Below are 21439 nucleotides of genomic sequence, written 5' to 3'. Positions count from 1 at the left end.
GCAGAGTCGACCCTCTTCCGGCCTCGCGGTGCCCGCGGCTCCGCCATTGGGACGAAAACGCGAACGTTCCGCGACTCCGGGGATTCACAAAGGAATCCGGATCGGCCACGGTGTGGCGATGTCGCCCTGCTTCGCCGGCCCTTGACCCGTCCCGCCCCGTCCCTGCGGTCGCACCAGCGCACGCTGATGGCCCTGGTCGCGGCCATGGCGAGCGGGGAGGCGGCCCATGTCCGGAAGATCCTGGCCGCGGTCACGCCGGGCGGGGGCAAGTCGCTGCTGCCGGTCATCGCCGCGCACCGGCTGATCGAGGCGGGGCTCGTCGAGCGCGTGGTCTGGGTGGTACCGCGGGATTCCCTGCGGCTGCAGGCCGAGGAGGCCTTCGCCGACCCGCTGTGGCGCGCGGCCTTCGGGCACGCCCTCAGCGTCCGGGCCGCCGACAACGAGCGCGACCCGGCGCGGGGGCTGGCCGGCTACGTCACCACCTATCAGGCGGTCGCCGCCGCCCCGGCGCTCCACCTCGCGGAGGCGCGGGCGCACCGCACCCTGCTGGTGGTCGACGAGGTTCATCACCTGCCGGTCCCCGGTCGCCCGGGCGCCGACGAAGCCTCCGCGGAGGATGCCGAGGCGGGGGCGTGGTCCCGCGCGATGCTGCCCGTCATGGAGGCGGCGACCGTGCGCCTGTACCTGTCCGGGACGCTGGAGCGGGCGGACGGGCGGCGGATCCTCGGGCTGCCCTACCAGCCCGCCGCACCCGGCCGCGGGCCGGAACTCGACCTCGACGCGACCGGCCTCGCGGTCATCGGCTACTCGCGGGCGCAGGCGCTGGCCGAGCGGGCGGTGCTGCCGGTGACGTTCGGCGCCCTCGACGGCGAGGCGAGCTGGCTGGAGGGCGGCCGGATCGCCGGCGACAGCCCGCGCGTCGGGCCGCACCGGCTCGGCGCGGGCGCGGTCCGGATCACCACCCGGCCGGCGCTGTTCACCGCCCTTCGGACCGGCTTCGCCCGCGACCTTCTGAGCGAGGCGTTCTTCGCCACGAAGCGCCTGCGCGCCCGGCGCCGGGCGGAGCGCGATCTCCCGCCCGGCGAACCGGCCCGGGGGCTCGGCAAGCTCCTCGTGGTGGCGCCCGATCAGGCGAGCGCGCGGGCCTATCTCGCGACCCTGCGCGACTGGATGCCGGCCGGGCAGGGCGCGCGCGATGTCCGTCTCGCGACCTCCGGTCAAGGCGACGCCCACGCGGCTCTGGCAGCGTTCCGGCTCACGCCGGAACCGGCCGTGCTGGTGACGGTGGCGATGGCGTACGAGGGGCTCGACGCCCCGGAGGTCGCGGTGGTCGCGGCCCTGACCCATATCCGCTCCCGGCCCTGGCTCGAGCAGATGCTCGCCCGGGCCACCCGGGTCGATCCCCATGCCGGCCCCTACAACGGGCAGCAGGCGCTGATCTTCCACCCCGACGACCCGCTCTTCGCGCGGTTCCGCCTCGAACTCGAGACCGAGCAGGGCAGCAGCGTCCGGCCGCCCCGCGAGCGGCCGGCGAGCGCCGTCGTGCCCGAGCGGACCCGCTGGCGCGACGACGAGCCGGGCGGGATCACGCCCCTGGAGAGCAACGCGATCGGGATGCGCTACGCCCTGCTGCGCCCGCGCCTCCCCGAACCGGTCGCCGCGGCGCCCGCGCCCGAACCGCCCTCCGTCACCGAGCGGACCCTGCGCCAGCGGCTCGCCGCCGCGGTGGCCGCCCAGGCGGTCGAGGACGAGACCTCGCTGCGCGTGCCCCGCGGCGGCAATCTCGCCCACCGCTACAACGCCGTTCTCAAGCGCGTGCTCGGCAAGGGCCGCGCGACCATGACCCTCCCGGAGCTGGAGGCGGCCCTGTCGTGGCTCGAGCGCAACCGCCTCTCCGACCATCTCGACCGCCTCGACGGCGATGCCCGCTACGCGTGGTCGGCCCGGCAGCGCCGCGGGCGCTGGCAGCCGGAGCGCGCCGCCGGCCGCTGAAACGCCCGGGAAGGAGACAGCCGTGACCGAGAGCCTCCCCGCCGCCTTCGCCGCGACACTCGCCGCGTCCGAGCCGCCGAGCGTCTGGGACGCCCCGCTCGCCGCGCTCTGGTGGCTCGCCCGGGACGCGTCCGGCCCGGCCTCCGCCGCCTGGGAGCGGGCGCACCGCCTCGTCCAGGACGCCGGCGGGTCCGACGCGGCCTGGGTCCACGCCCATCTCCACCGGGTCGAGGGCGACGACGGCAACGCGCGCTACTGGTACGCCCGCGCGGGCCGCCCGGTCCCGGACGGCACGCTCGCGGAGGAGCGGGCCGCGCTCGTCCTCGCCCTCTGGCCGAGGTCGTGATCGCTCCGGGCCGCGCCGCGCCGACCGTCCCGAGCCTGCCGAATCGCGGAACGCCAAGGCTCACAGCCAGTTGAATGGCCGCCCGACGCGGAGATCGGGCCTCGATTATCGGAGCGGATCCATGAGCCTCCTCGGCAGCATCGTCAGCAAGATCCTCCATCCGTTCGGTGGCGGCACCGCGGACGCCGCGCCCGCGCCCAACGCCGGCTCCGGCGGCCAGGCCGGCACGAGCACGCCCTCCACGTCGGCCCCCGGCTCGGCCGGCGGCAGCGAGCCCGTGGACGTCGCGGCGGTGCTCACCGGCCTCGCCGAGAAGAACCCGCAGACGCTCGACTGGCGGCACTCGATCGTCGACCTGATGAAGCTGCTGGGCCTCGATTCCGGCCTCGCCGCGCGCAAGCAGCTCGCCGACGAGCTCCACTACACCGGCGACAAGGACGATTCGGCCAGCATGAACATCTGGCTGCACAAGCAGGTCATGCAGAAGCTCGCCGAGAACGGCGGCAAGGTTCCGGACGATCTGAAGCACTAGGTCATCGATTCCGGGATCGACGAGGCTCGCCGCGGACGGTCTCGACCGGCGCCGCGGCGAGATCGCTTCTTGACCACGTCGTGCGCCGGCGGTGCGCCCCGGCGGCGACACTTGCGGAAGGGGCCTTGCGGCGCCTCCGTGTTTATCGGTCACATGGCCCGCGTCGCGCAGCGCCGAATCAGGCGGCGCCGAGGAGCGAACGGTCATGGAGACCCCGACCGGGGACCACAGCGGCGCCTTCGAGGCGTCCCCTCTCGCCGCGATCGCCACGGCGGTCGCCCGCGGTGACGTCGCGCGCATCGCCGCGCTAGCGCCCGGCCTGGATCTCTCCGTCCGCGGCGGCCGGAACTTCACCCTGCTCGAATGGGCGATCTGGAACGCGCGGCCGCGCGCGGTGTCGGCCCTGCTCGACGCGGGGGCGGACCCGTCTGTGCCGGGGCTCGATCAGGAGACCGCGCTGCACATGGCGGCGATGGTCGAGGATCCGACCTACCTGGAGATCCTGCTGCGCCACGGCGCGCCGGTCGACCCGGTGAGCCCGCGCGGTCAGTGGACGCCGCTGTTCCGCGCCGTACAGAACCGGCGCGAGGCGCAGATCGCGCTGCTGCTGCGGGCCGGTGCGGACTTGAACCGGGTCGACGCCACCGGCAACTCGCTGCTGCACGTGGCCGCGCAGGTCGGCGCGGCCAATCCCTGGGTGCTGAGGCTGCTCGAGGCCGGGATCGACCCGACCCTGCGCAACGCGCAGCGAAAGACCTTCCAGCCGTACTTCTTCACCACCCCCGAGCGCCTGCTGAACGATTCCGGGCGCGAGACCCGCGCTGCGGTCCGCGCGTGGCTCGCCCGCAGCGGCGTGCCGGCGGATCCGGAAGGCTGACGGCCCCCTCCGACGCCGATCCGCGTCAGCGCCCGGTGCGGACCCGGGTCCAGAGGCGGGTGACGAAGCGCTGGGTGCGGTCGTCCCAGGCGGTGTTGATGGACAGGCGCTGCATCGTCGCCTCGTCCGGGTAGATGCCGGGATTGCTCAGGATCTCGGGCTTCACGAACTTCTTCGCCGCGAGGTTGCCGCTGGCGTAGGAGACGAAGTTGGTGTTGGCCGCCGCCACCTCGGGCCGCATCATGTAGTCGATGAAGGCCAGCGCCTCGGCCGGGTGGGCGGCATCCTTCGGGATCGCGAAGGTGTCGAACCACATGAGCGCGCCTTCCTTCGGCACGACGTAGGCGATGTCGATCCCGTTCTTGGCCTCCTCGGCGCGGCGCTTGGCCTGCATGATGTCGCCCGAATAGCCGACGGCCAGGCAGATATCGCCGTTGGCCAGCGCCTGGATGTATTCCGACGAGTGGAACTTCCGCACGGCGCCGCGCACCTTGTAGAGGGCGTCGGTCACCAGGGTCATGTCGTCCCAGCGCTTGGAATCCGCCTTGGCGCCGAAGGCCGGGAGCATGCTGGGGATCAGGTCCTCGGGGCTGTCGAGCACCATGATCCCGCACTCCTTCAGCTTGTTGGCCGAAGCGGGATTGAGGACGACGGACCACGAATTGACCGCCGCGCCGGCGCCCAGGCGCTCGCGCACCGCGGCGACGTTGTAGCCGATGCCGGTCGTGCCCCACATGTAGTCGACGGCGTAGGTGTTGCCGGGATCGTAGGCTGCCAGCCGGCTGGTCACCTCGGGCCAGAGGTTGCCGAGGTTCTTCAGCTTGGACTTGTCGAGGGGCAGGAACGCGCCGGCCCGGATCAGCCGCTGCAGGTACGGTCCCGACGGCACGACGATGTCGTAGCCCGACCGGCCGGCGAGCAGCTTGGTCTCCAGGATCTCGTTGTTGTCGTAGGTGTCGTAGACGACCTTGATCCCGGTCTCGCGGGTGAAGGCCTCGAGCACCTGCGGGTCGATATAGTCCGACCAGTTGTAGATGTTGACGACCCGCTCCTCGGCGGCCGGTGCCGGCCGCACGAGGGGCAGGACCGCCAGGAGCCCTCCCGCGAGGACGGCCGCGGCCGCCGCCAGGACGGTCCGACGCGGGCCGATCACCGGCTCCTCGCGGCCACGATCACGATCTCGACCAAGTACTCCGGCGCGGCGAGCTTGGCCTCGACGGTGGCGCGGGCCGGCGCGTTCTCCGGAGACACCCAGGCGTCCCAGGCGGCGTTCATCTCCGCGAACGTCGCGATGTCGGCGAGGTAGATGGTGGCCGAGAGGATCCGCGCCTTGTCGCTGCCGGCCGCGGCGAGTAGCCGGTCGATCTCCGACAGGATCTGCTGGGTCTGGATCGTGACCCCGGTGCCGACCGTGTCGGACGCGACCTGCCCGGCGAGGTAGACCATGTCGCCGAAGGTGACGGCCTGCGACATCCGCTTGCCCGGCTCGATCCGCTGAATGTCCATACCCGTCTCCACATCCTCGAGAACCGGCGTATCTGCCGCCGCACCGGCCCGGCCGTAAAGGGCCGCGCGCGCACGCGCCGCGGGAACCCGAGGAAAATCGTCATCGGCGGTCGGGGTGCGGGCAACCGTCGCGGGCCTCGAAGCGTTCTGCCGCCATCGACAATCACGCCTTGGGGTCAGTCATGGGTATTCTCTGGACCATCATCATCGGGTTTCTCGCCGGCGTCATCGCCAAGTTCCTCATGCCGGGCCCGAACGAGCCCGCCGGCTTCATCCTGACCACGATCCTCGGCATCGTCGGCGCCTTCGTGGCGACCTTCCTGGGCCAGGCGATCGGCTGGTACGGGCCGAACCAGGGCGCGGGCTTCATCGGCGCCATCGTGGGGGCCGTGGTCGTGCTGTTCATCTACGGCCTGATCGCCGGCCGCCGCACCACCACCTACTGATCCGTCCGACAGGTCCGGATACGACGAGGGGCGCCCCGCGGGGCGCCCCTTTCTCATTGTCGGTCTGCACATTCCGGTCGGGAGCGCCAACTCGGGCGCCCTCCGTCATCACGAGCGCAGCGACGTGACCCTGGCCAGCCCAACGAGGTCGGACGTCGCGCTGCCTGGATTGCTTCGCTGCGCTCGCAAAGACGGAGGCGCCGAAGCCCTCCGAGGGCTGAGGCTCAGAGATGCTCGGACGCGGCCTTCACGGCGCAGTGGCCGGTGGCGCCGCGCACGGCGAGGCCCACGCCGACCACGAGGGCCAGCAGGCTCAGGAGCTTGTTGGGACGGGGCTGCGCGGCGGCGGCGGCGATGCCGAGGCCCAGCGCCACCGAGACGGCGCGCTCCGTCGTCGACAGGTTCGGCTGCCCGCTGAAGATGTCGTGCATCATGTCGTTGGCCATGAGGGTCTCCGATTGGGAAGTCGCGGGGGAACGCGGCATCCGGCGCCCCGTTCCCGGCCGACGACCGGTGTGACCCGACCTCGACGGGGCAACAAAAAGGGCGCGGCCCCGGAGGACCGCGCCCGTCTGAGACATCCCTGCCGACCGAGGCCGGCGCGGGCGTCCCGCGTGCTTACTCGCCGGCCTCGCGGCGGCGCTCGCCACGGTGGCGGCCGCCCTCGCGGGGCTCGCGCGGCTCGTCGCCGCGCTCGGCCCGGTCGGCGTCGCGCTGAGCCTTCACCTTCTCGGTGATGTCCTCGCCGGTCTGCTGGTCGACGACCTTCATGGACAGGCGGATCTTGCCGCGGTCGTCCTGACCGAGGAACTTCACCTTGACCTTCTCGCCTTCCTTGACGACGTCCGTCACCTTGGCGACCCGGTTCGCGGCGAGCTCCGAGATGTGGACCAGGCCGTCCTTGGCGCCGAAGAAGTTCACGAAGGCGCCGAACTCCATGCACTTCACGATCGTGCCGTCGTAGATCACGCCGACCTCCGGCTCCGCCACGATCGAGCGGATCCAGTTGTAGGCCGCCTTGATCGCCTTGCCGTCGGCCGAGGCGATCTTCACGACGCCCGTGTCCTCGATGTTGATCTTGGCGCCGGTCTTCTCGACGATCTCGCGGATCACCTTGCCGCCGGTGCCGATCACGTCGCGGATCTTGTCCGTCGGGATCTGCATCGTCTCGATGCGCGGGGCGTACTCGCCGAGTTCCGGACGGGCCGCCGTCAGGGCCTTGGCCATCTCGGCCAGGATGTGGGCGCGGCCGTCCTTCGCCTGGGCGAGGGCGATCTTCATGATCTCCTCGGTGATGCCGGCGATCTTGATGTCCATCTGGAGCGAGGTGACGCCCTCGTCCGTGCCGGCCACCTTGAAGTCCATGTCGCCGAGGTGATCCTCGTCGCCGAGGATGTCGGACAGGACCGCGAAGCGCTCACCCTCGAGGATGAGGCCCATGGCGATGCCCGCCACCGGACGGCGCAGCGGCACGCCGGCATCCATCAGCGACAGCGAGCCGCCGCAGACCGAGGCCATCGAGGACGAGCCGTTGGACTCGGTGATCTCCGACACGACGCGGATCGTGTAGGGGAACTCGTGGGCCGGCGGCAGGACCGGGCGGATCGCCCGCCAAGCGAGCTTGCCGTGGCCGATCTCGCGGCGGCCCGGCGAGCCCATCCGGCCAGTCTCGCCGACGCTGTAGGGAGGAAAGTTGTAGTGGAGCAGGAAGCGCTCCTTGTAGGTGCCTTCCAGCGCGTCGATGAACTGCTCATCCTCGCCGGTGCCGAGGGTGGCGACCACGAGAGCCTGGGTCTCGCCGCGGGTGAACAGGGCCGAGCCGTGGGCGCGGGGCAGCACGCCGACCTCGGAGAGGATCGAGCGGACCGTCTTCACGTCGCGGCCGTCGATGCGGGCGCCGCTGTCGAGGATGTTCCAGCGGACCACCTTCGACTGGGCCTCCTTGAAGGCGGCCTTGACCTTCTCGGCCGGGAACTTCTCGGCGCCCTCCGGGCAGAGGGCGGCCATCACCTTCGCCTTCACGGCGTCGACGGCGGCGTAGCGCTCCTGCTTGACGGTCTTGGTGTAGGCGGCGCGGAGCTCCGCCTCGCAGACCTCCAGGACGGCCTTCTCGACGTCGGCGTTCTCGGGGGCCTTGAAGTCGCGCGGCTCCTTGGCGGCCTTCTCGGCGAGGCGGATGATCGCCTCGATCACCGGCTGGAAGTGCTTGTGGCCGAACATCACGGCGCCGAGCATCACCTCCTCGGAGAGCTCCTTGGCCTCCGACTCGACCATCAGCACCGCGTCCTGCGTGCCGGCGACGACGAGGTCGAGGCTCGACTCTTCCTTGGTCTCGGTGACCAGCGGGTTCAGCCGGTAGCCGCCGTTGATGTAGCCGACGCGGGCGCCGCCGATCGGGCCCATGAACGGCACGCCCGAGATGGTCAGGGCCGCGGAGGCCGCGACCATCGCGACGATGTCGGGATCGTTCTCGAGATCGTGGGTCAGGACGGTGACGACGACCTGCGTGTCGTTGCGCCAGCCGTCGATGAAGAGCGGGCGGATCGGGCGGTCGATCAGGCGGGAGACCAGAGTCTCCTTCTCGGAGGGACGGCCCTCGCGCTTGAAGTAGCCGCCCGGGATGCGGCCGGCGGCGTAGGCGCGCTCCTGGTAGTTCACGGTGAGCGGCATGAAGTCGATGCCGGGCTTCGGCTCCTTGGCGGCGACCACGGTCGCGAGCACCGAGGTCTCACCGTAGGTGGCGATGACGGCGCCGTCGGCCTGGCGCGCGACCTTGCCGGTCTCCAGGACGAGCTTGCGGTCGCCCCACATCAGCTCTTCGCGTTGAACGTCGAACATTCTCAATCTCTTCCTTGCCTGCGGCGGGCCCAAGCCCGGCGCCGCCCGGGGGCAAGACGGCGAGACACTGCGCCGGAACATCCTCGGCGAAGTGTCTCGCGATCCTGCCCCGACGCTGGCGCCTCGAAGCGGCCCGTTTGTCGGGAGGCCGGACCCATTCCGGCAGCCCGCGATGGTGAAACGCGGCCCCGGGCCGGGCCCGGAACCGCGCGAGGGTGCCTTAGCGGCGGATGCCGAGACGCTCGATGAGGGCGCGGTAGCGGGCCTCATCCTTGCGCTTGACGTAGTCGAGCAGCGAGCGGCGCTGCGAGACCAGCTTCAGGAGGCCGCGGCGGGAATGGTTGTCCTTGCCGTGGGTCTTGAAGTGGCCGGTCAGGTTGGTGATCCGCTCGGTGAGGATCGCCACCTGGACCTCGGGGGACCCGGTGTCCTTGGCGTCCTTGCGGTGTTCCTTGATGAGCGCGGTCTTGCGCTCTGCCGTGATCGACATCGCGTGCCTTTCGGGTTGTGCTGGTCGGATGCGGCGCCCCAAACGGGCGCGCGCGGGCTCGGCGTTCGGCCGGTGCCGGGATGTCGTCCAGCACGGTCACAGCGCCAAGCGGCTCAAGCCCCGCCCGGCAACCCGGGTCGAGGCCGCGCGATCCATACACGAAACCGACGGTTATGCCAGTCCCGAGCCGGGCGGGCCGCAGCGGTGGCGCGTCGCGGCTGTCCGGGCCCGTCCAAAGAACGGTTAAGGCCGCCGTGCTACCCGGAACCGCTCACGCGACGCGGCCCGGCGATGAACGGCACCTTCTCGGATGCGTGCGGCGTCGCCGTCGCGACGCTGCTCGGTATCCCCCTCGTTCTCCTGCCGGGCTACGCCCTGGGCGGCTTGACCGGCATCCTCGGGTTCCGCACGCTCGCGCCCGGCGACCGCCTCCTGTGCGGGGCGCTCCTCGGGATCGGGCTGCTGCCGGCCCTCGACAGCCTGCTGATCCAGGCGGGCGGCGTCCCGGTCGCGGCCCTCGCGACCGGGACCCTCGGACTCGCCGCGCTGCGGCCGGTCGCGCGGAGCCTGCGCGCGTCCCTCGACCGGGCGGCGCTCGCCCTCGCGCTGCTCTGGCTCGGCGTCGTGGCCTACGCGCTGATCGACGTCGATACCGGCACCGCCCTCTACCGGCCCGTGACGATCATCGACCTCGTCAAGCACGCCGCCCTGACCCGCGCGATCGTGGAGCACGGATTGCCGCCGGTGGACCCGTTCTTCGCCCGGCCCGAGCGGGCGGGCTACTATTACGGCTTCTACACGCTCACCGCCCTGGTCGACTGGGCGGGCGGACGGCTGGTCGACGGGCGGACCGCCTTCGCGGGCCTCGCCTTCTGGACCGGCCTCGCGCTCCTCGGCCTGATCGACCGTCTCCTCGCCGCGACCGGACTCGTCGCGGACGCCGTGCCCCGGCTCGTGCGCCGCGCGGTGCTGCTGCTGCTGCCGGCCGGAAGCCTCGACATCCTGCTGGTCCTCGCCGACCGGACGACGTCCGGGACTTGGCTGCCGGTCCCGGAATGGCTGAACGAGCAGGTCCTCAACTGGCCGGCCTCGCTGGTCTGGGTGCCGCACCACGTCGCCGGCGCCGTCGCCGGGTGGCTCGGACTCCTGGCCCTGGCGGAGGTCGCGGACCGGGCGCGACCGGACAGGCGCGCGGAGGCGGCGGCGATCGGCGTCGCGGCACTGGCCTTCGCGGCCTGCGCGGGCCTGTCCGTCTGGGTCTGCCTCGGCACGGCGGGTGCGGCCGGTGCCTGGCTGGTGCTGCTCGGCTTGGAGCGCCGCTGGCGCGCCGCGGCCCGGCTGGCGGTTGCCGGCCTGCTCAGCGCCGCGCTGGCCGCCCCTTATCTGCTGAGCGTCCTGGCCAACCGGACCGACGGCGGCGCGCCGATCCGGTTCTCGATCCGGCGATTCGGGCCGCTCGACGGCCTCGTCGACGAGCCGGCCCTGAGCGCGCTCCGCCTGATCCTCCTGCCGCTGAACTACTACACGGCCCTGGGGGTCTGCGCCGCCGGTGCGCTGCTGTTCTGGCGCCTCGTGCCGCGCCGGGAGGCGCACGGGCGCGAAGCCGGGCGCCTGCTCACGCTCTGCGCCGCGGCGAGCCTGCTCCTCGGCGGTTTCCTGCGCTCGGCGATCCTCAACAACGACCTCGGCGCGCGCGTGGTCCTGCTCGCGCAGGTCGCGACCCTGGTCTGGACCGTGGTGGCGCTGACCCGCCTGAGCGAGGCGCGGCGGCTCCGGTTCCCCGGCCTCCTCGCCGCGCTGCTGATCCTCGGCTACGCGACGACCCTCTACGGCTTCGTCGGGATGCGCGCCTATCCCGCCTCCGACCGGCCCGCCTTCGCCCGCCTCGCCGGCCGTCCCGATATCGACCGGGCGCTGCGCGCGGCCTACGCCTGGGCGGGCACGCACATGCCCCACGACCTGGTGCTGCAGCAGTCGCCGGTGCCGCACCGGGTGTTCGATTTCGGGCTCTACGGCCTCCAGCCGACGGGGGTGGCCGACGCGGAGGCGCGGCTGTTCGGCGCCCCGCCGGACGCCGTGGCGTCGCGGCTCGCCGACGTCGCGCCGGTCTTCCGCGACCGCCTGGACGGCGCCGAGGTGCGGCGGCGCGCCGATTCGGCCGGGATCGGCGCCCTGGTCGTCACCGCGCAGGACGCCCCCTGGAGCAGCCCCGATTCCTGGGTCTGGCGCAGCCCCGCGGTCTACGCCGATCCGCTCGTCCGGATCCTGCGGGTCCAAGATCTCCGTGGAGGATCTCCGTGACTGAACCCAGTCCCGCGGCACCCACCCACCCGCGCGCCGGGCAGGTCCTGCGCTGGCTCTGCGCCCAGGCGCTGCTGCAGGCCGGCGCCGTCGTCGTCGGCTTCGCCTGCTTCGTGCTGCTGTTCCAGACGGATCTGTGGTCCGGCGTGACGATCCTGTTCTACCGCGGACTGATCCTGCTCGCGGTGGCCTTCCTGCTGACCCTGGCGGTCACGGCGGCGCTGGCCGGGCTCGGCCGGGCCTGGGGATTGCGCCGACGGGACGCCCTCGGCGCCTGCGTCCTGTCGCTGTCCCTGAACCTCAGCGCCTTCGTGATCCTGCCGGTGACGGTCGACCGGTCGATCAGCGTGTTCCTGCTCGGCCAGATGGCTGCCCATCCCGGGGAGCGCTTCACGCCTGAGCGCGCGCGGGCGGTGTTCGAGCGGGTCTATCTCGGCGAGTTCCGGCAGATGGAGCGGCGCTTGGCCGAGCAGCAGGCCTCCGGCAACGTCGCGCGAGCGGGTGACGGCTACGTCATTACCCCGCAGGGCAGCGCCTTCATCCGCTTCTGCGGCCTCGTCGCCCGGGCGTTCCGGACCGACACCCGGATGATCGCCGCCGCACCGTCCCCGCCCGGCGGGGGCGACCCGGAAGCGCGCGGCGGGGCCCCTGAACCCGATCCCGTGGGCGCGGTGCGGCGGTAGGCTGTATCGACTCGGGATGAGGACGGTGCGGCGCCGGTCCGGGCGGTTCCGCGGAGGCCGCCGTCCGGGCATGAAAAGTGCCGGGTGACGATCTGGGCGAGGGAGAACGGACGCGATGGCGGAGTCCGCGGTGACCACGGGTGAACGGGCGGGCGCGGGGCGCGGACTCGCCCGGAGCCTCACCGCGCCGGGCCTCGTCGCCATCGGCCTCGGCGCCACGATCGGCGCCGGCATCTTCGTGCTCACCGGGACGGCGGCGGCGCAGTACGCGGGCCCGGCGCTCAGCCTCTCCTTCGTGATCGGCGGCGTCGCCTGCGGCCTCGTCGGCCTGTGCTACGCCGAGCTGGCCGCCATGATCCCCGAGCCGGGATCGACCTACACCTACACCCGCGCGAGCCTCGGGCGGCTTCCCGCCTGGATCATCGGCTGGGACCTCGTCCTCGAGTTCGCCGTGGCGGCGGCGACCGTGGCGGTGGGCTGGTCGGGCTACGCGCAGTCCCTCGCGGCGGAGTTCGGCCTACATCTGCCGCCGGCCCTGGCCGGGGCGCCCGGCGCCGGCGGCCTCGTCAACCTCCCGGCGGCCGGGATCGTGCTGCTGCTCAGCGCCTTGCTGATGCGCGCCACCGCGGAAGCCTCCCTGGTCAACGGCCTGCTGGTCGCCTGCAAGGTCGCGATCATCCTGGCTTTCGTGGGTGTCGGCGTGGCCCATCTGCGGCCCGAACTCTGGCACCCGTTCGTGCCGGAGAATGCCGGGACCTTCGGCGCCTACGGCTGGAGCGGCGTGTTCCGCGGCGCCGCGGTGGTGTTCTTCGCCTTCGTGGGCTTCGAGACCGTGGCGACGGCCGCGGGCGAGTGCCGGGCGCCGCAGCGCGACGCGCCGGTCGGCCTGATCGGGTCGCTGCTGATCACCACGATCCTGTACGTGGCCATGGCGGCCGTCCTCACGGGACTCGTGCCCTATCGCAACCTGGACGTCGCCGACCCGGTCGCCAAGGCGGTCGACGTGATCGGCCTGACTGGCTTCGCCACGATCATCAAGGCCGGCGCCCTGATCGGCCTGACCACCTCGGCACTGACCGCCCTCTACGGGCAGAGCCGGATCTTCTTCGCCATCGCCCGCGACGGGCTCCTCCCGGGGATCTTCTGCCGGGTCCATCCGGTGACGCGGGTGCCCGTGGCGAGCCAGCTGGTGATCGGCCTGTTCACGGCGGCCGTGGCGGGGCTCGTGCCCATCGACGTCCTGGGCGAGATCGTCAGTATCGGCACGCTCCTGGCCTTCTGCCTCGTCTGCGCGACGGTGCTGATCCTGCGCCGGACCGATCCGGACCGGGCGCGCCCGTTCCGCGTGCCGGCGGTGACCCTCATCGCCGGACTGGGGATCCTGTCCTGCGTCACGCTGATGGCGTCGCTCCCGGCCGACACCTGGATCCGCCTCGCGGTCTGGCTGGCGATCGGCCTCGCGATCTACGCCGGCTACGGCCGGCAGCACGGCCGGCTCAGCTGATCAGGTTGATGGTGGCCTGCGCGAGCGTCTTGATCGAGGCCGAGGCGCTCAGGCTCAATTCGTAGTTCCGGACCACCCGCTGGAGGTCGGCCGATTCGACCGCGACGTTGACGTTCGGCAGACGGACATAGCCGGTCGGGTCGGCCCCGGGATTGGTCGGGTCGTAGCGGGTGCGGAAGCCGGTGGTGTCGCGGACGATCCGGCCGACCGGGTCGCGGGGGCTGTCGGCCGCCACCGGGGCGAACACCGCGATCTTGCGGGCGTAGGGGGCACCGCCCGGGGTGGTCGGGACCGAATCGGCGTTGGCGAGGTTCTCGGAGATCGCGCGGATCCGCCCGCTCTGCACCTGCCGGCCGGCGGCCAGGGCGCCAGCGGCCGAGTTGAGGGCGCTGGTATCCGGCATGCGCGGGCCCTGTCGACGGCGAGGATCTGACCGAATCCTTGCCGAACAGCCTTAACCGGGGGTTAAGACGCCCGCGCGGAGAGGCTCAGCGCGTCCCGAAGATCCTGCCCGTCGGTCAGGCGAAGGCCGCGGCGGCGCAGCGCGGCCAGCATCGCGCGGTCGGGGAACGGGCAGTAGGGCAGAACGGGCTCGGACCGCCCCTCCGGCAGGGTTCCGCTCCGGGTGACGTCCTCGAGCAACCGGTCGAGCATCCCGCGCCCGTGGGCGTGGAGCGCCACCGAGGCCCGGGTCGCGGTGGTACCCTCGGGCAGCGCCAGCGCCTCCTGGGCGAGGATCGCGCCGGTGTCGATCGCGGCGGCCAGCCGGTGCAGGGTCATGCCGAACTGCCCGGGCCCGTCGGCCAGCGCGTGGATCGTCGGCACCGGGCCCCGGTGGCGGGGCAGCAGGCCGGGATGCCCGTTGATCCCGCCGAGCCGCGCCAGCCCGATGGTCTCGGGCTTCAGGATCTGGTCGAAATGGTAGGTGAGGATCAGGTCCGGCGCCGCGTCCCGGAGGGCCCGCGCGACGTCGGGACCGTTGACGTCGTCGACCGTCAGGGTCGGGACGCCGAGGCGGCGGCACAGGGTCCTGAGCGGCGTCGCCTCCGGCGCGTCGCCGCTTCTCGACGCCGCCTGGGTCAGGGGCGCCAGGGGCCGCAGCAGGTCCGGCAGGCCGAAATTGACCGCGAGGTAGGGCAGGATCCCGGGGCCCGAGCGCGCGAGGTGCCGCCGGATCTGTCCCGTGAGGCCGCCGCTCGACGGCCGCTCGGCGTTGGAAAGCCCGACCAGCGCGATGTCGGCCCGGAGATCGGCGACGAGCCGGCGCACCGCGCGGGCGTTCGGCAGCGCCTCCAGAACGAACAGCGCGATCCGGGGTTGCGCCATCAGCGCCGCTTCCGGCGCTGGAAACGGAAGGCGTAGAGGCCGGCCTTGCGGACGTTCTCGGGCAGGAGCAGCACGGTGCGGGCGAGCGCCGTGAGGATGAACGGGAACGCGATCACGTCGCGGTTGGCCGCGATGCCCTTGGCGATCCGCACGGCCGCCTCCTCGGCGCTGATCTCGAGCGGCCGCCAACCCTTGAGCTCGCCGCCCATCGGCGTCTTCACGTAGCCCGGGGTGACGACGTTGACCTTCACGCCGCGGGGCGCGACCTTCTGGCGCAGGGCGAGACCGTGGGCGACGAGCGCGGCCTTGGCACCGCTATAGGCCGGCGCGTCCTGGAGCGGCGCGTAGGCCGCGAGCGACGACAGCAGCACGATCTGGCCGCGCCCGCGCTGGAGCATCAGCGTCAGGGCGGGCAGGATCACGTTGAGCGTGCCGGTGTAATTGATGTCGGCGGTCTCGAAGGCCACGTCCTCGGCCTCCACCTGCCCTTCCTGGTTGCCGCCGTTCACCGCCGCGTTGGCGATGACGAGGTCGAGGGGGGCCTCGGCATCCGACCGGTGGACCAGCGCCACGGTGGCGGCCCGGTCGCGGGTGTCGAGGCGGGCGGTCTCGACGGCGGCGCCGCTGGCGCGGCAGTCCCGGGCGACCGCCTCCAGCCGCTCGGCGTTGCGGCCGACGAGGATGAGGCTCGCGCCGGTTTGCGCGTAGTGGCGCGCCAGCGCGGCGCCGATGCCGCTCGACGCGCCGGTGATCAGAATGCGGGGCATGGGGCGGGTTACGCCGCCGCGCGGGGAAAGATCAAGGCCGGGAACGGCTCACCGGCGGTTAAACGCGCTTCAAAGGCCGCCGAATGGCGACGGCTCGGGAGCCGGGCGAGCCCGGTCAGTAGACCGGCGCGAGCTCGCCGTCGCGCTCGGCCGCCTCACTCACCGCCCGCGCCGCCGCCAGCATCGCGTCGGGGAGGGCGGCCTCCATCCGCGGTACCGAGCCGGCCACCGCGCGGTCGATCGCCTCCTTGGAGAAGAAGCCGCCGTTGACCTGGGTCCGGTGCAGGACCACGCGGCGGAAATCCGCCATCAGGTCCGTCTCCGGCGGCGTCGGATTCTTCCAGAAGCTGTCGAGGTCGCCCTGATGGGTCAGGCCGGCCATGTTGTAGATCGCGGTGCCGACCGCGTGGGTCGGGCAGCCCATCTCCAGGGACAGCATCCCCACCGTCGAGTTGACGATGACCACGCCGCGGGCGCCCTTGATCAGGGCCGGCAGGTCGCCGCCGTCGATGAAGTCCAGCCGGTCGCTGACGCCGTGGCGCCGGGCCGAGGCGCGGGCGAACTTCCGCCAGTTGATCAGGCCGCTGTCGAGCGGGTGCAGCTTCACCAGCAGCCGGGTCGGCGCCGACGAGCCGTCCGCGAACGACTTGATCACCCGGTCCATGAAGCCCTCGACGCCGAGGAACGGCGAGTGGACCCGGATCTGGTAGTCGCTGTCGAGCTGCAGCGGCAGCAGGAAGTAGTCGCAGCCGACCGCGCGGTAGATCTCGTCGCAGCGCGCCGCCTCGCGGCGGGTATGCGCGCGGCGGGCGAACTTCTTGATCCAGCCCGCATACTCGGCCGCGATATGGGTCGGCCGGTGGCTGCGGAAATGGGGGAAGAGGTAGGGGAACAGGACGTTGGCGAGGTTGTAGCCGACGTCCCAGACGCTGCGCCGGGCCATGTCGCCCGTGGAGGGCATCGCCCGGCCGGGTTGCGGCAGGCGCCGCGCCAGGGCGCGGATCTCGGCGGCCGTCCGGGGGAGGGACGAGAAGCCGTTCACGCCGCCCAGCTCGCAGGTGATCCAGTTCGGGCGGATATAGCCCTCCTCGAACACGTGCACCCGCAGGCCGCGATACTCGGCGATCATGCGGGCCGCCTTGTGGAACGGCCGGCAATCGCCGAACAGCACGATGTCGGTCACGCCCTCGCGGTCGAGATAGGCGTCGAGATACTCGCCCCAGGTCTCGCGGCGACCGCGGTAATTATCGGCCTCGCCGCTCCAGAACAGCCAGTCGCCGGGGCAGAGATTGATGCGCCGGACAGAGTGTCCCCGCGCGCGCAGCGCCTGTCCGAGATCGGAGAAGAACGGCGTCGCGATGCCCTGCAGGAAGAGGAAGGTCGCGGGGCGGTCGCGGAGGGCGTCGGGGGCGGGCTGTTGCATTCCGCGGCGCTTCTGTCCTTGACCCTGGGCCGGATGAACAGAACCGGCGAGAGACTCTTGAGGTGGCACGGTGCCCGGCGAGCCCGCAATCCGAAGCCATGCCGCGGCATGGCGTTTCCGCGCCGGCGTGGCCCGTCTGCAACGGTCCCGCGTCTGCGGCCTAGCCTCCGGAATAGGCGGGCAATCGCGGCGACGATATGTCCAAATCCTTTCCAGGACGTGGCGACGGCGACGCGCGCTCAGGTTGTCCCCGCGTTGCATCACCATCCCATGCCGGCGAAAATGCGCTACAGGCCTGTTCCGCACCTCACCCGACCGGAGCCGGACGCACCGACCATGCCCGCAGACCCGACCCCGTCGCTCTACGCGACCGGCCGCACGATCCGCCGCCTGCGGGCGGAGATCGAGGCCGCGACGGGCCTCGCCTTCGGTCCGGCGCGCCCCGGCGCCGTCGGCGCGACCTGGGGCGCGGGGGGCCTCGCCGGGCGCCTGCTGGCGCTGACGGGGCGGCGCCGGCTCGTGGTCGCGCCCGGGCCGCTCCTGAGCCCCTACGACTCGCCGGAGTCCGGCTTCGCCTCCCTGCGGATCACCCTCGACGGGGCGCCTCTCGGCGGGGAGGGCGGCGTCCATTACCTCGACCCCTGGACCGGGGCGCCGATCGACCGCGCGACCTGCGCCGAGCGGGTGGCGTGGCTCGCCACGCGCTTCGCCGAGAACGACCGGCGGGTGGTCTATGTCGGGATGTCGCGCTGGAAGCGGCCCGCCCTCGACGTCCTGGGCGCGGGCCCCGCCGGACGGCCGATCCACACCATGACTACCGAGGCCGCGATCGCCGCGGGACAGCGCCACGGCGGCCGCCTCCTCGCCTGGGCGACGCGGGCGCCCGGTCAGCTCGAGGAAGCCTGCGCGCGGGCCGGCCTGCCGCTGGCCCGCGTGGAGGACGGGTTCCTGCGCTCCGTGGGGCTCGGCGCCAGCCTGCAGCCCGGCGCCTCCATCGTGGTGGACGACCTCGGCATCTACTACGACCCGCGCCGGGAGAGCCGCCTGCAGCGGCTGCTCGCCGAGGCCGACTTCACGCCGGACCTCGTCGCCCGGGCGCGGCGCCTGCGCGAGGAGGTCGTGGCGCGCCGGCTCAGCAAGTACAATGTCGGCCTCGACGCCGCCGCGCTCGACTGGCCGGCCGGCCGGCGGATCGTGCTCGTGCCCGGCCAGGTGGAGGACGACGCCTCGGTGCGCCACGGCTCGCCGCTGGTCCGCTCGAACCGGGCGCTGCTGGAGGCGGCGCGGCGGCGCAACCCGGACGCGTTCCTGCTCTACAAGCCGCATCCCGACGTGGAGGCCGGGTTCCGTCCCGGCATCATCCCGGAGGCGGAGGCCCTGACCCTGGCCGACCGGATCGTGGGCGGCATCAGCATCGTCGACCTCCTCGACCGGGTGCATCACGTCGAGACCATGACGTCCCTCGCCGGGTTCGAGGCCCTGATCCGCGGCCTCACCGTGGCGACCCACGGCCGGCCGTTCTACTCCGGCTGGGGCCTGTCGGAGGATCTCGCGCCGGGCGCCGACCGCGGCCGCCGGCTGAGCCTCGATGAGCTGGTGGCCGGCGCCATGATCCTCTACGCGCGCTACCTCGACCCGGTGGCGATGAAGCCGTGCACGCCGGAACAGCTCCTCGACCGCCTCAGCGCGGCCCGGGCGGCGGCGCCGCGCAACGCCCTCTCCCTCGGCCGGACGGCCCACCTGGTGATGCGTGCCCGCTACGGCCTCCTCAATCCCGTCGTGCGGGCCCTGCGCAGCCGGCGCGGCGTCGGCCGCGAGGCCGGCGGCGGACCGCGCTAGGGCGCGGCGCGCGGCGCGAATCCGGTTCCGCGAGACCCTGATGTGACACCAAAGCGATAGCGCGCGCTGCTAGAGTCCGCCCGCAACCGCCCGCCCCGGGACCGTTTCCGATCATTCCGGATCAGGAACGGCTCGCAAGCCCTTGCTCCCGCGCGCTGTTTCCTGCCGGACCGGATGCCGGCGGCGAGCAGGCCCGCCCCACGCCGAGTGCCCGTGTCTTGACGACGTTCCTCATCGCCACCGGTCTCGCGCTCGCCGTGTGCCTCGCCCTGGAGGCGTTCGCGGGCGACTCGATCACGCGGGCGAGCCTCGCGCCCCGGGATCTCGGCCTGCGGCTGCTCGGCTACCTGCTGATCCTGCTGTTCTGGTTCGAGTTCTCCTGGCGGCCCTGGCTCGCCGGGCTGACCTGCGTGATCACCGTGGCGATCCTGATCGTCGTCAGCCGCGCGAAGCGCTCGGTGATCGGCGAGCCGCTGCTGTTCAGCGATTTCGCCCTGCTGCCCCAGGTGCCGCGGCATCCGCAGCTCTACTACATCCCGCCCCTGTGGGACCCGCGCATCTCCGTGCCGGTCCTGCTCACCGCGGCGTTCACCGCGCTGTGGTACTGGATCGAGCCGAGCGTGCTGCCCGCCGCGACCCTGCCGCGGGTGCTGGCGATGCTCGGCCTCCCGCTCGCGCTCTGGCTGCTGGTCAAGGCCGCCCCGCGGCCGCCGCTCGCCCGGCTGATCGCCCGCTGGTTCCCCGAGCCCGACCTGGAGGCCGACGTGACCCGGGTCGGCCTCCCGGCGAGCCTCCTCGGCTACACCGCCCGCGCGATGGCGGGCGGCGTGCCGGTGCCCGCGGCGCCGGCGCTGCCGGAGGGCCCGGGCGACGATGTCGTCGTGGTGATCCAGCTCGAATCCTTCGTCGATCCGGAGCGGCTCGGCGGCGCGAAACTGCCGGCGATGGACCTGTTCCGAACCCGGGCCGCGCAGTACGGGCGCCTGCGGGTTCCGGCGCACGGCGCCTACACGATGCGCAGCGAGCACGCGGTGCTCACAGGCCGTCCGTCCGAGAGCCTCGGCTTCGGCCGCTACGACCCCTACACGTCCCGCAGCGGCGACGAGCCGACGAGCCTCGCCCGGCTCGCCGGGAGTCGGGGCTTCGGGACCCTGTTCCTGCACCCGTTCCACCGCGACTTCTTCCGCCGGGCGCGGGTGATGGAGGCCTTCGGCTTCGCCGATCTCGTGATGGGCGAGGCGTTCGCGGAGGCGCCGCGCGTCGGGCCCTATGTCGGGGACGTCGCCCTCGGCGCGCGCCTCCTCGCGGAAGTCCGGTCCCGGCGCGCGCCGCTGTTCCTGTTCTGCGTGACCATGGAGAACCACGGCCCCTGGAAGCCCGGGCGGCTGCCGGGCATCGACGATCCGCAGGCGCAGTACCTCCATCACGTCGCCAATACCGGGCGGATGGTCGAGGATCTCGTCGCGGGCCTGGACGCCGTCGCCCGCGAACGCGGCCAGACCATCACGCTCTGCGTGTTCGGCGACCACGCACCGTCGCTGCCGAGCTGCAAGCCGGGCTTCGGCGGGCGGACGACCGAGTACGCCCTGTTCCGCTTCGGCCGCCCGCAGGCGGTCCCGCGCCGCGCCGACATCGCCGCCGACGAGCTCGGTCGGGCGCTCCGCGGGGCCCTCGCGACGGCACCTGCGGACATCGCCGCGGGGACATGATACGGTTAAGCTTGCGCGGCATAAGCGTGGCCGTGCCACGCTGGTGACGCATTGCCCGCGGATAGCGCGACCGTCCGCACGGCGGCCGCCGCACCGGCGCGGTCGTTAAAGCGATCGCAGCGTTTGGCGGTCAAACTGGGTATCCCGGCCCGGGCCAGCGATGGCGCGGGCTCGGCGAGGAGAAATCTTTGTGATGCTGCGTAAGACGGCGTGCACCGCCCTGATGGCCGCCCTCGCGGCTGGATCTGCCGGCGGCTGCACGTACATGCCCGCGGCGGGTCCGACGGCGAGCGCGATCCAGGCCGGGGCCGAGGTCGCCACGGCCGACGGCGGGATCCTTGCCCGCTACGAGATCATCGACGTCACCCCCTCCGTGGTCGAGGCCCTGCGCGGCCGCCCCCTCGACAGCCTGCTCGCCTCCTTCGGCGACCATCGCCCCTCCTCCGAGCCGGTGATCGGCATCGGCGACATGGTCTCGGTCTCCATCTGGGAGGCCGGATCCGGCGGCCTGTTCTCCGGGCCGCTGGTCGCCGACCGCTTCTCCGCCGGATCCAAGTCCGCCCTCATCCCCGAGCAGCCCGTCGGGCGCGACGGCGCCATCTCGGTGCCCTATGCCGGCCGCATCAAGGTCGCCGGCCGCCGCACCCAGGACGTCCAGGCGCTCATCGAGAACGAGCTCGCCGGCAAGGCCATCCAGCCCCAGGTGCTGGTCTCGGTCACCCGCCCGATCTCCCAGGCCGTCACCGTCACCGGCGAGGGCGCCGCCGGCGCCCGCCTGCCGCTCTCGGGCCACGGCGACCGCATCCTCGACGTCATCGCCGCCGCCGGCGGCAACCGCGCGCCGGTCAACGAGACCTTCG

20 protein-coding genes are annotated in these 21439 nt (G+C 72.7%); 11 read left to right on the top strand and 9 right to left on the bottom strand.

The features are described 5' to 3' along the window. Nucleotides 1–141: 141 nt before the first annotated feature. The 4 genes from BM419_RS02620 (at nucleotide 142) to BM419_RS02605 (ending at nucleotide 3747) form a co-directional block, all read left to right on the top strand. Nucleotides 142–1992, top strand: coding sequence for a DEAD/DEAH box helicase (locus tag BM419_RS02620; protein WP_091681243.1), 1851 nt, complete (start codon nucleotides 142–144; stop codon nucleotides 1990–1992). A gap of 22 nt (nucleotides 1993–2014) precedes the next feature. Further along, nucleotides 2015–2338 carry a hypothetical protein gene (locus BM419_RS02615; protein WP_042671911.1) on the top strand — a complete coding sequence of 108 codons (324 nt, stop codon included), beginning with the start codon at nucleotides 2015–2017 and terminating at the stop codon, nucleotides 2336–2338. Between the two features lie 121 nt (nucleotides 2339–2459). Further along, entirely contained in the window at nucleotides 2460–2870 is a 411-nt protein-coding gene (locus BM419_RS02610; RefSeq protein WP_091681242.1) for a DUF3597 domain-containing protein, read from the top strand. A 205-nt stretch (nucleotides 2871–3075) separates the two neighbouring features. Beyond that, the gene (locus BM419_RS02605) at nucleotides 3076–3747 is read left to right on the top strand and encodes an ankyrin repeat domain-containing protein (RefSeq protein WP_175556262.1); all 672 of its coding nucleotides are present in this window, start codon (nucleotides 3076–3078) and stop codon (nucleotides 3745–3747) included. A gap of 25 nt (nucleotides 3748–3772) precedes the next feature. Here the strand turns inward: BM419_RS02605 and BM419_RS02600 are convergent, their stop codons facing one another. Together BM419_RS02600 and BM419_RS02595 are read right to left on the bottom strand one after the other, a co-directional pair. Then, the gene (locus BM419_RS02600) at nucleotides 3773–4900 is read right to left on the bottom strand and encodes a polyamine ABC transporter substrate-binding protein (protein ID WP_020093740.1); all 1128 of its coding nucleotides are present in this window, start codon (nucleotides 4898–4900) and stop codon (nucleotides 3773–3775) included. After that, nucleotides 4897–5253, bottom strand: coding sequence for a RidA family protein (locus BM419_RS02595; protein ID WP_020093741.1), 357 nt, complete (start codon nucleotides 5251–5253; stop codon nucleotides 4897–4899). The genes BM419_RS02600 and BM419_RS02595 overlap by 4 nt, the downstream gene beginning before the upstream one ends. Nucleotides 5254–5435: 182 nt before the next feature. Here BM419_RS02595 and BM419_RS02590 point away from each other — a divergent pair, with 182 nt between their 5' ends. Beyond that, complete coding sequence (locus BM419_RS02590; protein ID WP_012317940.1) at nucleotides 5436–5699, top strand: GlsB/YeaQ/YmgE family stress response membrane protein; 264 nt, start codon at nucleotides 5436–5438, stop codon at nucleotides 5697–5699. 224 nt (nucleotides 5700–5923) lie between these two features. On the opposite strand, the gene BM419_RS02585 is transcribed toward BM419_RS02590, so the two are convergent. The 3 genes from BM419_RS02585 to rpsO form a co-directional block, all read right to left on the bottom strand. Next, nucleotides 5924–6145: a YgaP-like transmembrane domain gene (locus BM419_RS02585; RefSeq protein WP_020093742.1), complete on the bottom strand. Its 222-nt coding sequence runs from the start codon at nucleotides 6143–6145 to the stop codon at nucleotides 5924–5926. A 172-nt stretch (nucleotides 6146–6317) separates the two neighbouring features. Then, on the bottom strand, nucleotides 6318–8537 hold the full coding sequence (gene pnp, locus BM419_RS02580; protein WP_091681238.1) for a polyribonucleotide nucleotidyltransferase: 2220 nt from the start codon (nucleotides 8535–8537) through the stop codon (nucleotides 6318–6320). Nucleotides 8538–8757: 220 nt separating this feature from the next. After that, a complete protein-coding gene (rpsO, locus tag BM419_RS02575; protein WP_012317943.1) occupies nucleotides 8758–9027 on the bottom strand; it encodes a 30S ribosomal protein S15 in 270 nt (89 codons plus the stop codon). A 291-nt stretch (nucleotides 9028–9318) separates the two neighbouring features. On the opposite strand from rpsO, the gene BM419_RS02570 reads away from it, so the two are divergent. The 3 genes from BM419_RS02570 (at nucleotide 9319) to BM419_RS02560 (ending at nucleotide 13515) form a co-directional block, all read left to right on the top strand. Further along, a complete protein-coding gene (locus BM419_RS02570) occupies nucleotides 9319–11328 on the top strand; it encodes a hypothetical protein (protein WP_091924825.1) in 2010 nt (669 codons plus the stop codon). Then, complete coding sequence (locus BM419_RS02565) at nucleotides 11325–12011, top strand: hypothetical protein (RefSeq protein WP_091924823.1); 687 nt, start codon at nucleotides 11325–11327, stop codon at nucleotides 12009–12011. Before BM419_RS02570 ends, BM419_RS02565 begins: the two co-directional genes overlap by 4 nt. A 115-nt stretch (nucleotides 12012–12126) precedes the next feature. Continuing rightward, nucleotides 12127–13515, top strand: coding sequence for an amino acid permease (locus BM419_RS02560; protein ID WP_091924821.1), 1389 nt, complete (start codon nucleotides 12127–12129; stop codon nucleotides 13513–13515). Here BM419_RS02560 and BM419_RS02555 read toward each other — a convergent pair. The 4 genes from BM419_RS02555 to BM419_RS02540 form a co-directional block, all read right to left on the bottom strand. After that, a complete protein-coding gene (locus tag BM419_RS02555; RefSeq protein WP_020093747.1) occupies nucleotides 13508–13918 on the bottom strand; it encodes a flagellar basal body rod protein FlgC in 411 nt (136 codons plus the stop codon). The two genes, BM419_RS02560 and BM419_RS02555, sit on opposite strands and share 8 nt — an antisense overlap. 62 nt (nucleotides 13919–13980) lie before the next feature. Then, nucleotides 13981–14841 carry a formyltransferase family protein gene (locus tag BM419_RS02550; RefSeq protein ID WP_091924819.1) on the bottom strand — a complete coding sequence of 287 codons (861 nt, stop codon included), beginning with the start codon at nucleotides 14839–14841 and terminating at the stop codon, nucleotides 13981–13983. Then, nucleotides 14841–15608: an SDR family NAD(P)-dependent oxidoreductase gene (locus BM419_RS02545; protein WP_020093749.1), complete on the bottom strand. Its 768-nt coding sequence runs from the start codon at nucleotides 15606–15608 to the stop codon at nucleotides 14841–14843. The genes BM419_RS02550 and BM419_RS02545 overlap by 1 nt, the downstream gene beginning before the upstream one ends. A 115-nt stretch (nucleotides 15609–15723) precedes the next feature. Beyond that, a complete protein-coding gene (locus tag BM419_RS02540) occupies nucleotides 15724–17031 on the bottom strand; it encodes a capsule biosynthesis protein (RefSeq protein ID WP_091681229.1) in 1308 nt (435 codons plus the stop codon). A 336-nt stretch (nucleotides 17032–17367) separates the two neighbouring features. On the opposite strand from BM419_RS02540, the gene BM419_RS02535 reads away from it, so the two are divergent. The 3 genes from BM419_RS02535 to BM419_RS02525 form a co-directional block, all read left to right on the top strand. Continuing rightward, nucleotides 17368–18870, top strand: a complete 1503-nt coding sequence (locus BM419_RS02535) for a capsular polysaccharide export protein, LipB/KpsS family (protein ID WP_091924817.1) — start codon at nucleotides 17368–17370, stop codon at nucleotides 18868–18870. A 218-nt stretch (nucleotides 18871–19088) separates the two neighbouring features. Beyond that, nucleotides 19089–20579: an LTA synthase family protein gene (locus BM419_RS02530; protein ID WP_091924815.1), complete on the top strand. Its 1491-nt coding sequence runs from the start codon at nucleotides 19089–19091 to the stop codon at nucleotides 20577–20579. A gap of 193 nt (nucleotides 20580–20772) precedes the next feature. Then, nucleotides 20773–21439: polysaccharide biosynthesis/export family protein (locus tag BM419_RS02525; RefSeq protein ID WP_175556261.1), on the top strand; the 667-nt coding region annotated here is incomplete at its 3' end.

Origin of the sequence: Methylobacterium sp. yr668, assembly GCF_900116245.1 — a bacterium.
Lineage (GTDB): Bacteria > Pseudomonadota > Alphaproteobacteria > Rhizobiales > Beijerinckiaceae > Methylobacterium.
The sequence above is the reverse complement of the archived record's forward strand: the minus strand, read 5'-3'. Positions and strand labels throughout refer to the sequence as shown.

What these genes read in the sequence shown, in the direction of transcription:
- BM419_RS02590 (WP_012317940.1), top strand. Translation starts at nt 5,436, where the DNA reads ATGGGTATTCTCTGGACCATCATCATCGGGTTTCTCGCCGGCGTCATC.
- BM419_RS02605 (WP_175556262.1), top strand. Translation starts at nt 3,076, where the DNA reads ATGGAGACCCCGACCGGGGACCACAGCGGCGCCTTCGAGGCGTCCCCT.
- BM419_RS02535 (WP_091924817.1), top strand. Translation starts at nt 17,368, where the DNA reads ATGCCCGCAGACCCGACCCCGTCGCTCTACGCGACCGGCCGCACGATC.
- BM419_RS02610 (WP_091681242.1), top strand. Translation starts at nt 2,460, where the DNA reads ATGAGCCTCCTCGGCAGCATCGTCAGCAAGATCCTCCATCCGTTCGGT.
- pnp (WP_091681238.1), bottom strand. Translation starts at nt 8,537, where the DNA reads ATGTTCGACGTTCAACGCGAAGAGCTGATGTGGGGCGACCGCAAGCTC.
- BM419_RS02540 (WP_091681229.1), bottom strand. Translation starts at nt 17,031, where the DNA reads ATGCAACAGCCCGCCCCCGACGCCCTCCGCGACCGCCCCGCGACCTTC.
- rpsO (WP_012317943.1), bottom strand. Translation starts at nt 9,027, where the DNA reads ATGTCGATCACGGCAGAGCGCAAGACCGCGCTCATCAAGGAACACCGC.
- BM419_RS02560 (WP_091924821.1), top strand. Translation starts at nt 12,127, where the DNA reads ATGGCGGAGTCCGCGGTGACCACGGGTGAACGGGCGGGCGCGGGGCGC.
- BM419_RS02570 (WP_091924825.1), top strand. Translation starts at nt 9,319, where the DNA reads ATGAACGGCACCTTCTCGGATGCGTGCGGCGTCGCCGTCGCGACGCTG.
- BM419_RS02550 (WP_091924819.1), bottom strand. Translation starts at nt 14,841, where the DNA reads ATGGCGCAACCCCGGATCGCGCTGTTCGTTCTGGAGGCGCTGCCGAAC.
- BM419_RS02555 (WP_020093747.1), bottom strand. Translation starts at nt 13,918, where the DNA reads ATGCCGGATACCAGCGCCCTCAACTCGGCCGCTGGCGCCCTGGCCGCC.
- BM419_RS02585 (WP_020093742.1), bottom strand. Translation starts at nt 6,145, where the DNA reads ATGGCCAACGACATGATGCACGACATCTTCAGCGGGCAGCCGAACCTG.
- BM419_RS02545 (WP_020093749.1), bottom strand. Translation starts at nt 15,608, where the DNA reads ATGCCCCGCATTCTGATCACCGGCGCGTCGAGCGGCATCGGCGCCGCG.
- BM419_RS02595 (WP_020093741.1), bottom strand. Translation starts at nt 5,253, where the DNA reads ATGGACATTCAGCGGATCGAGCCGGGCAAGCGGATGTCGCAGGCCGTC.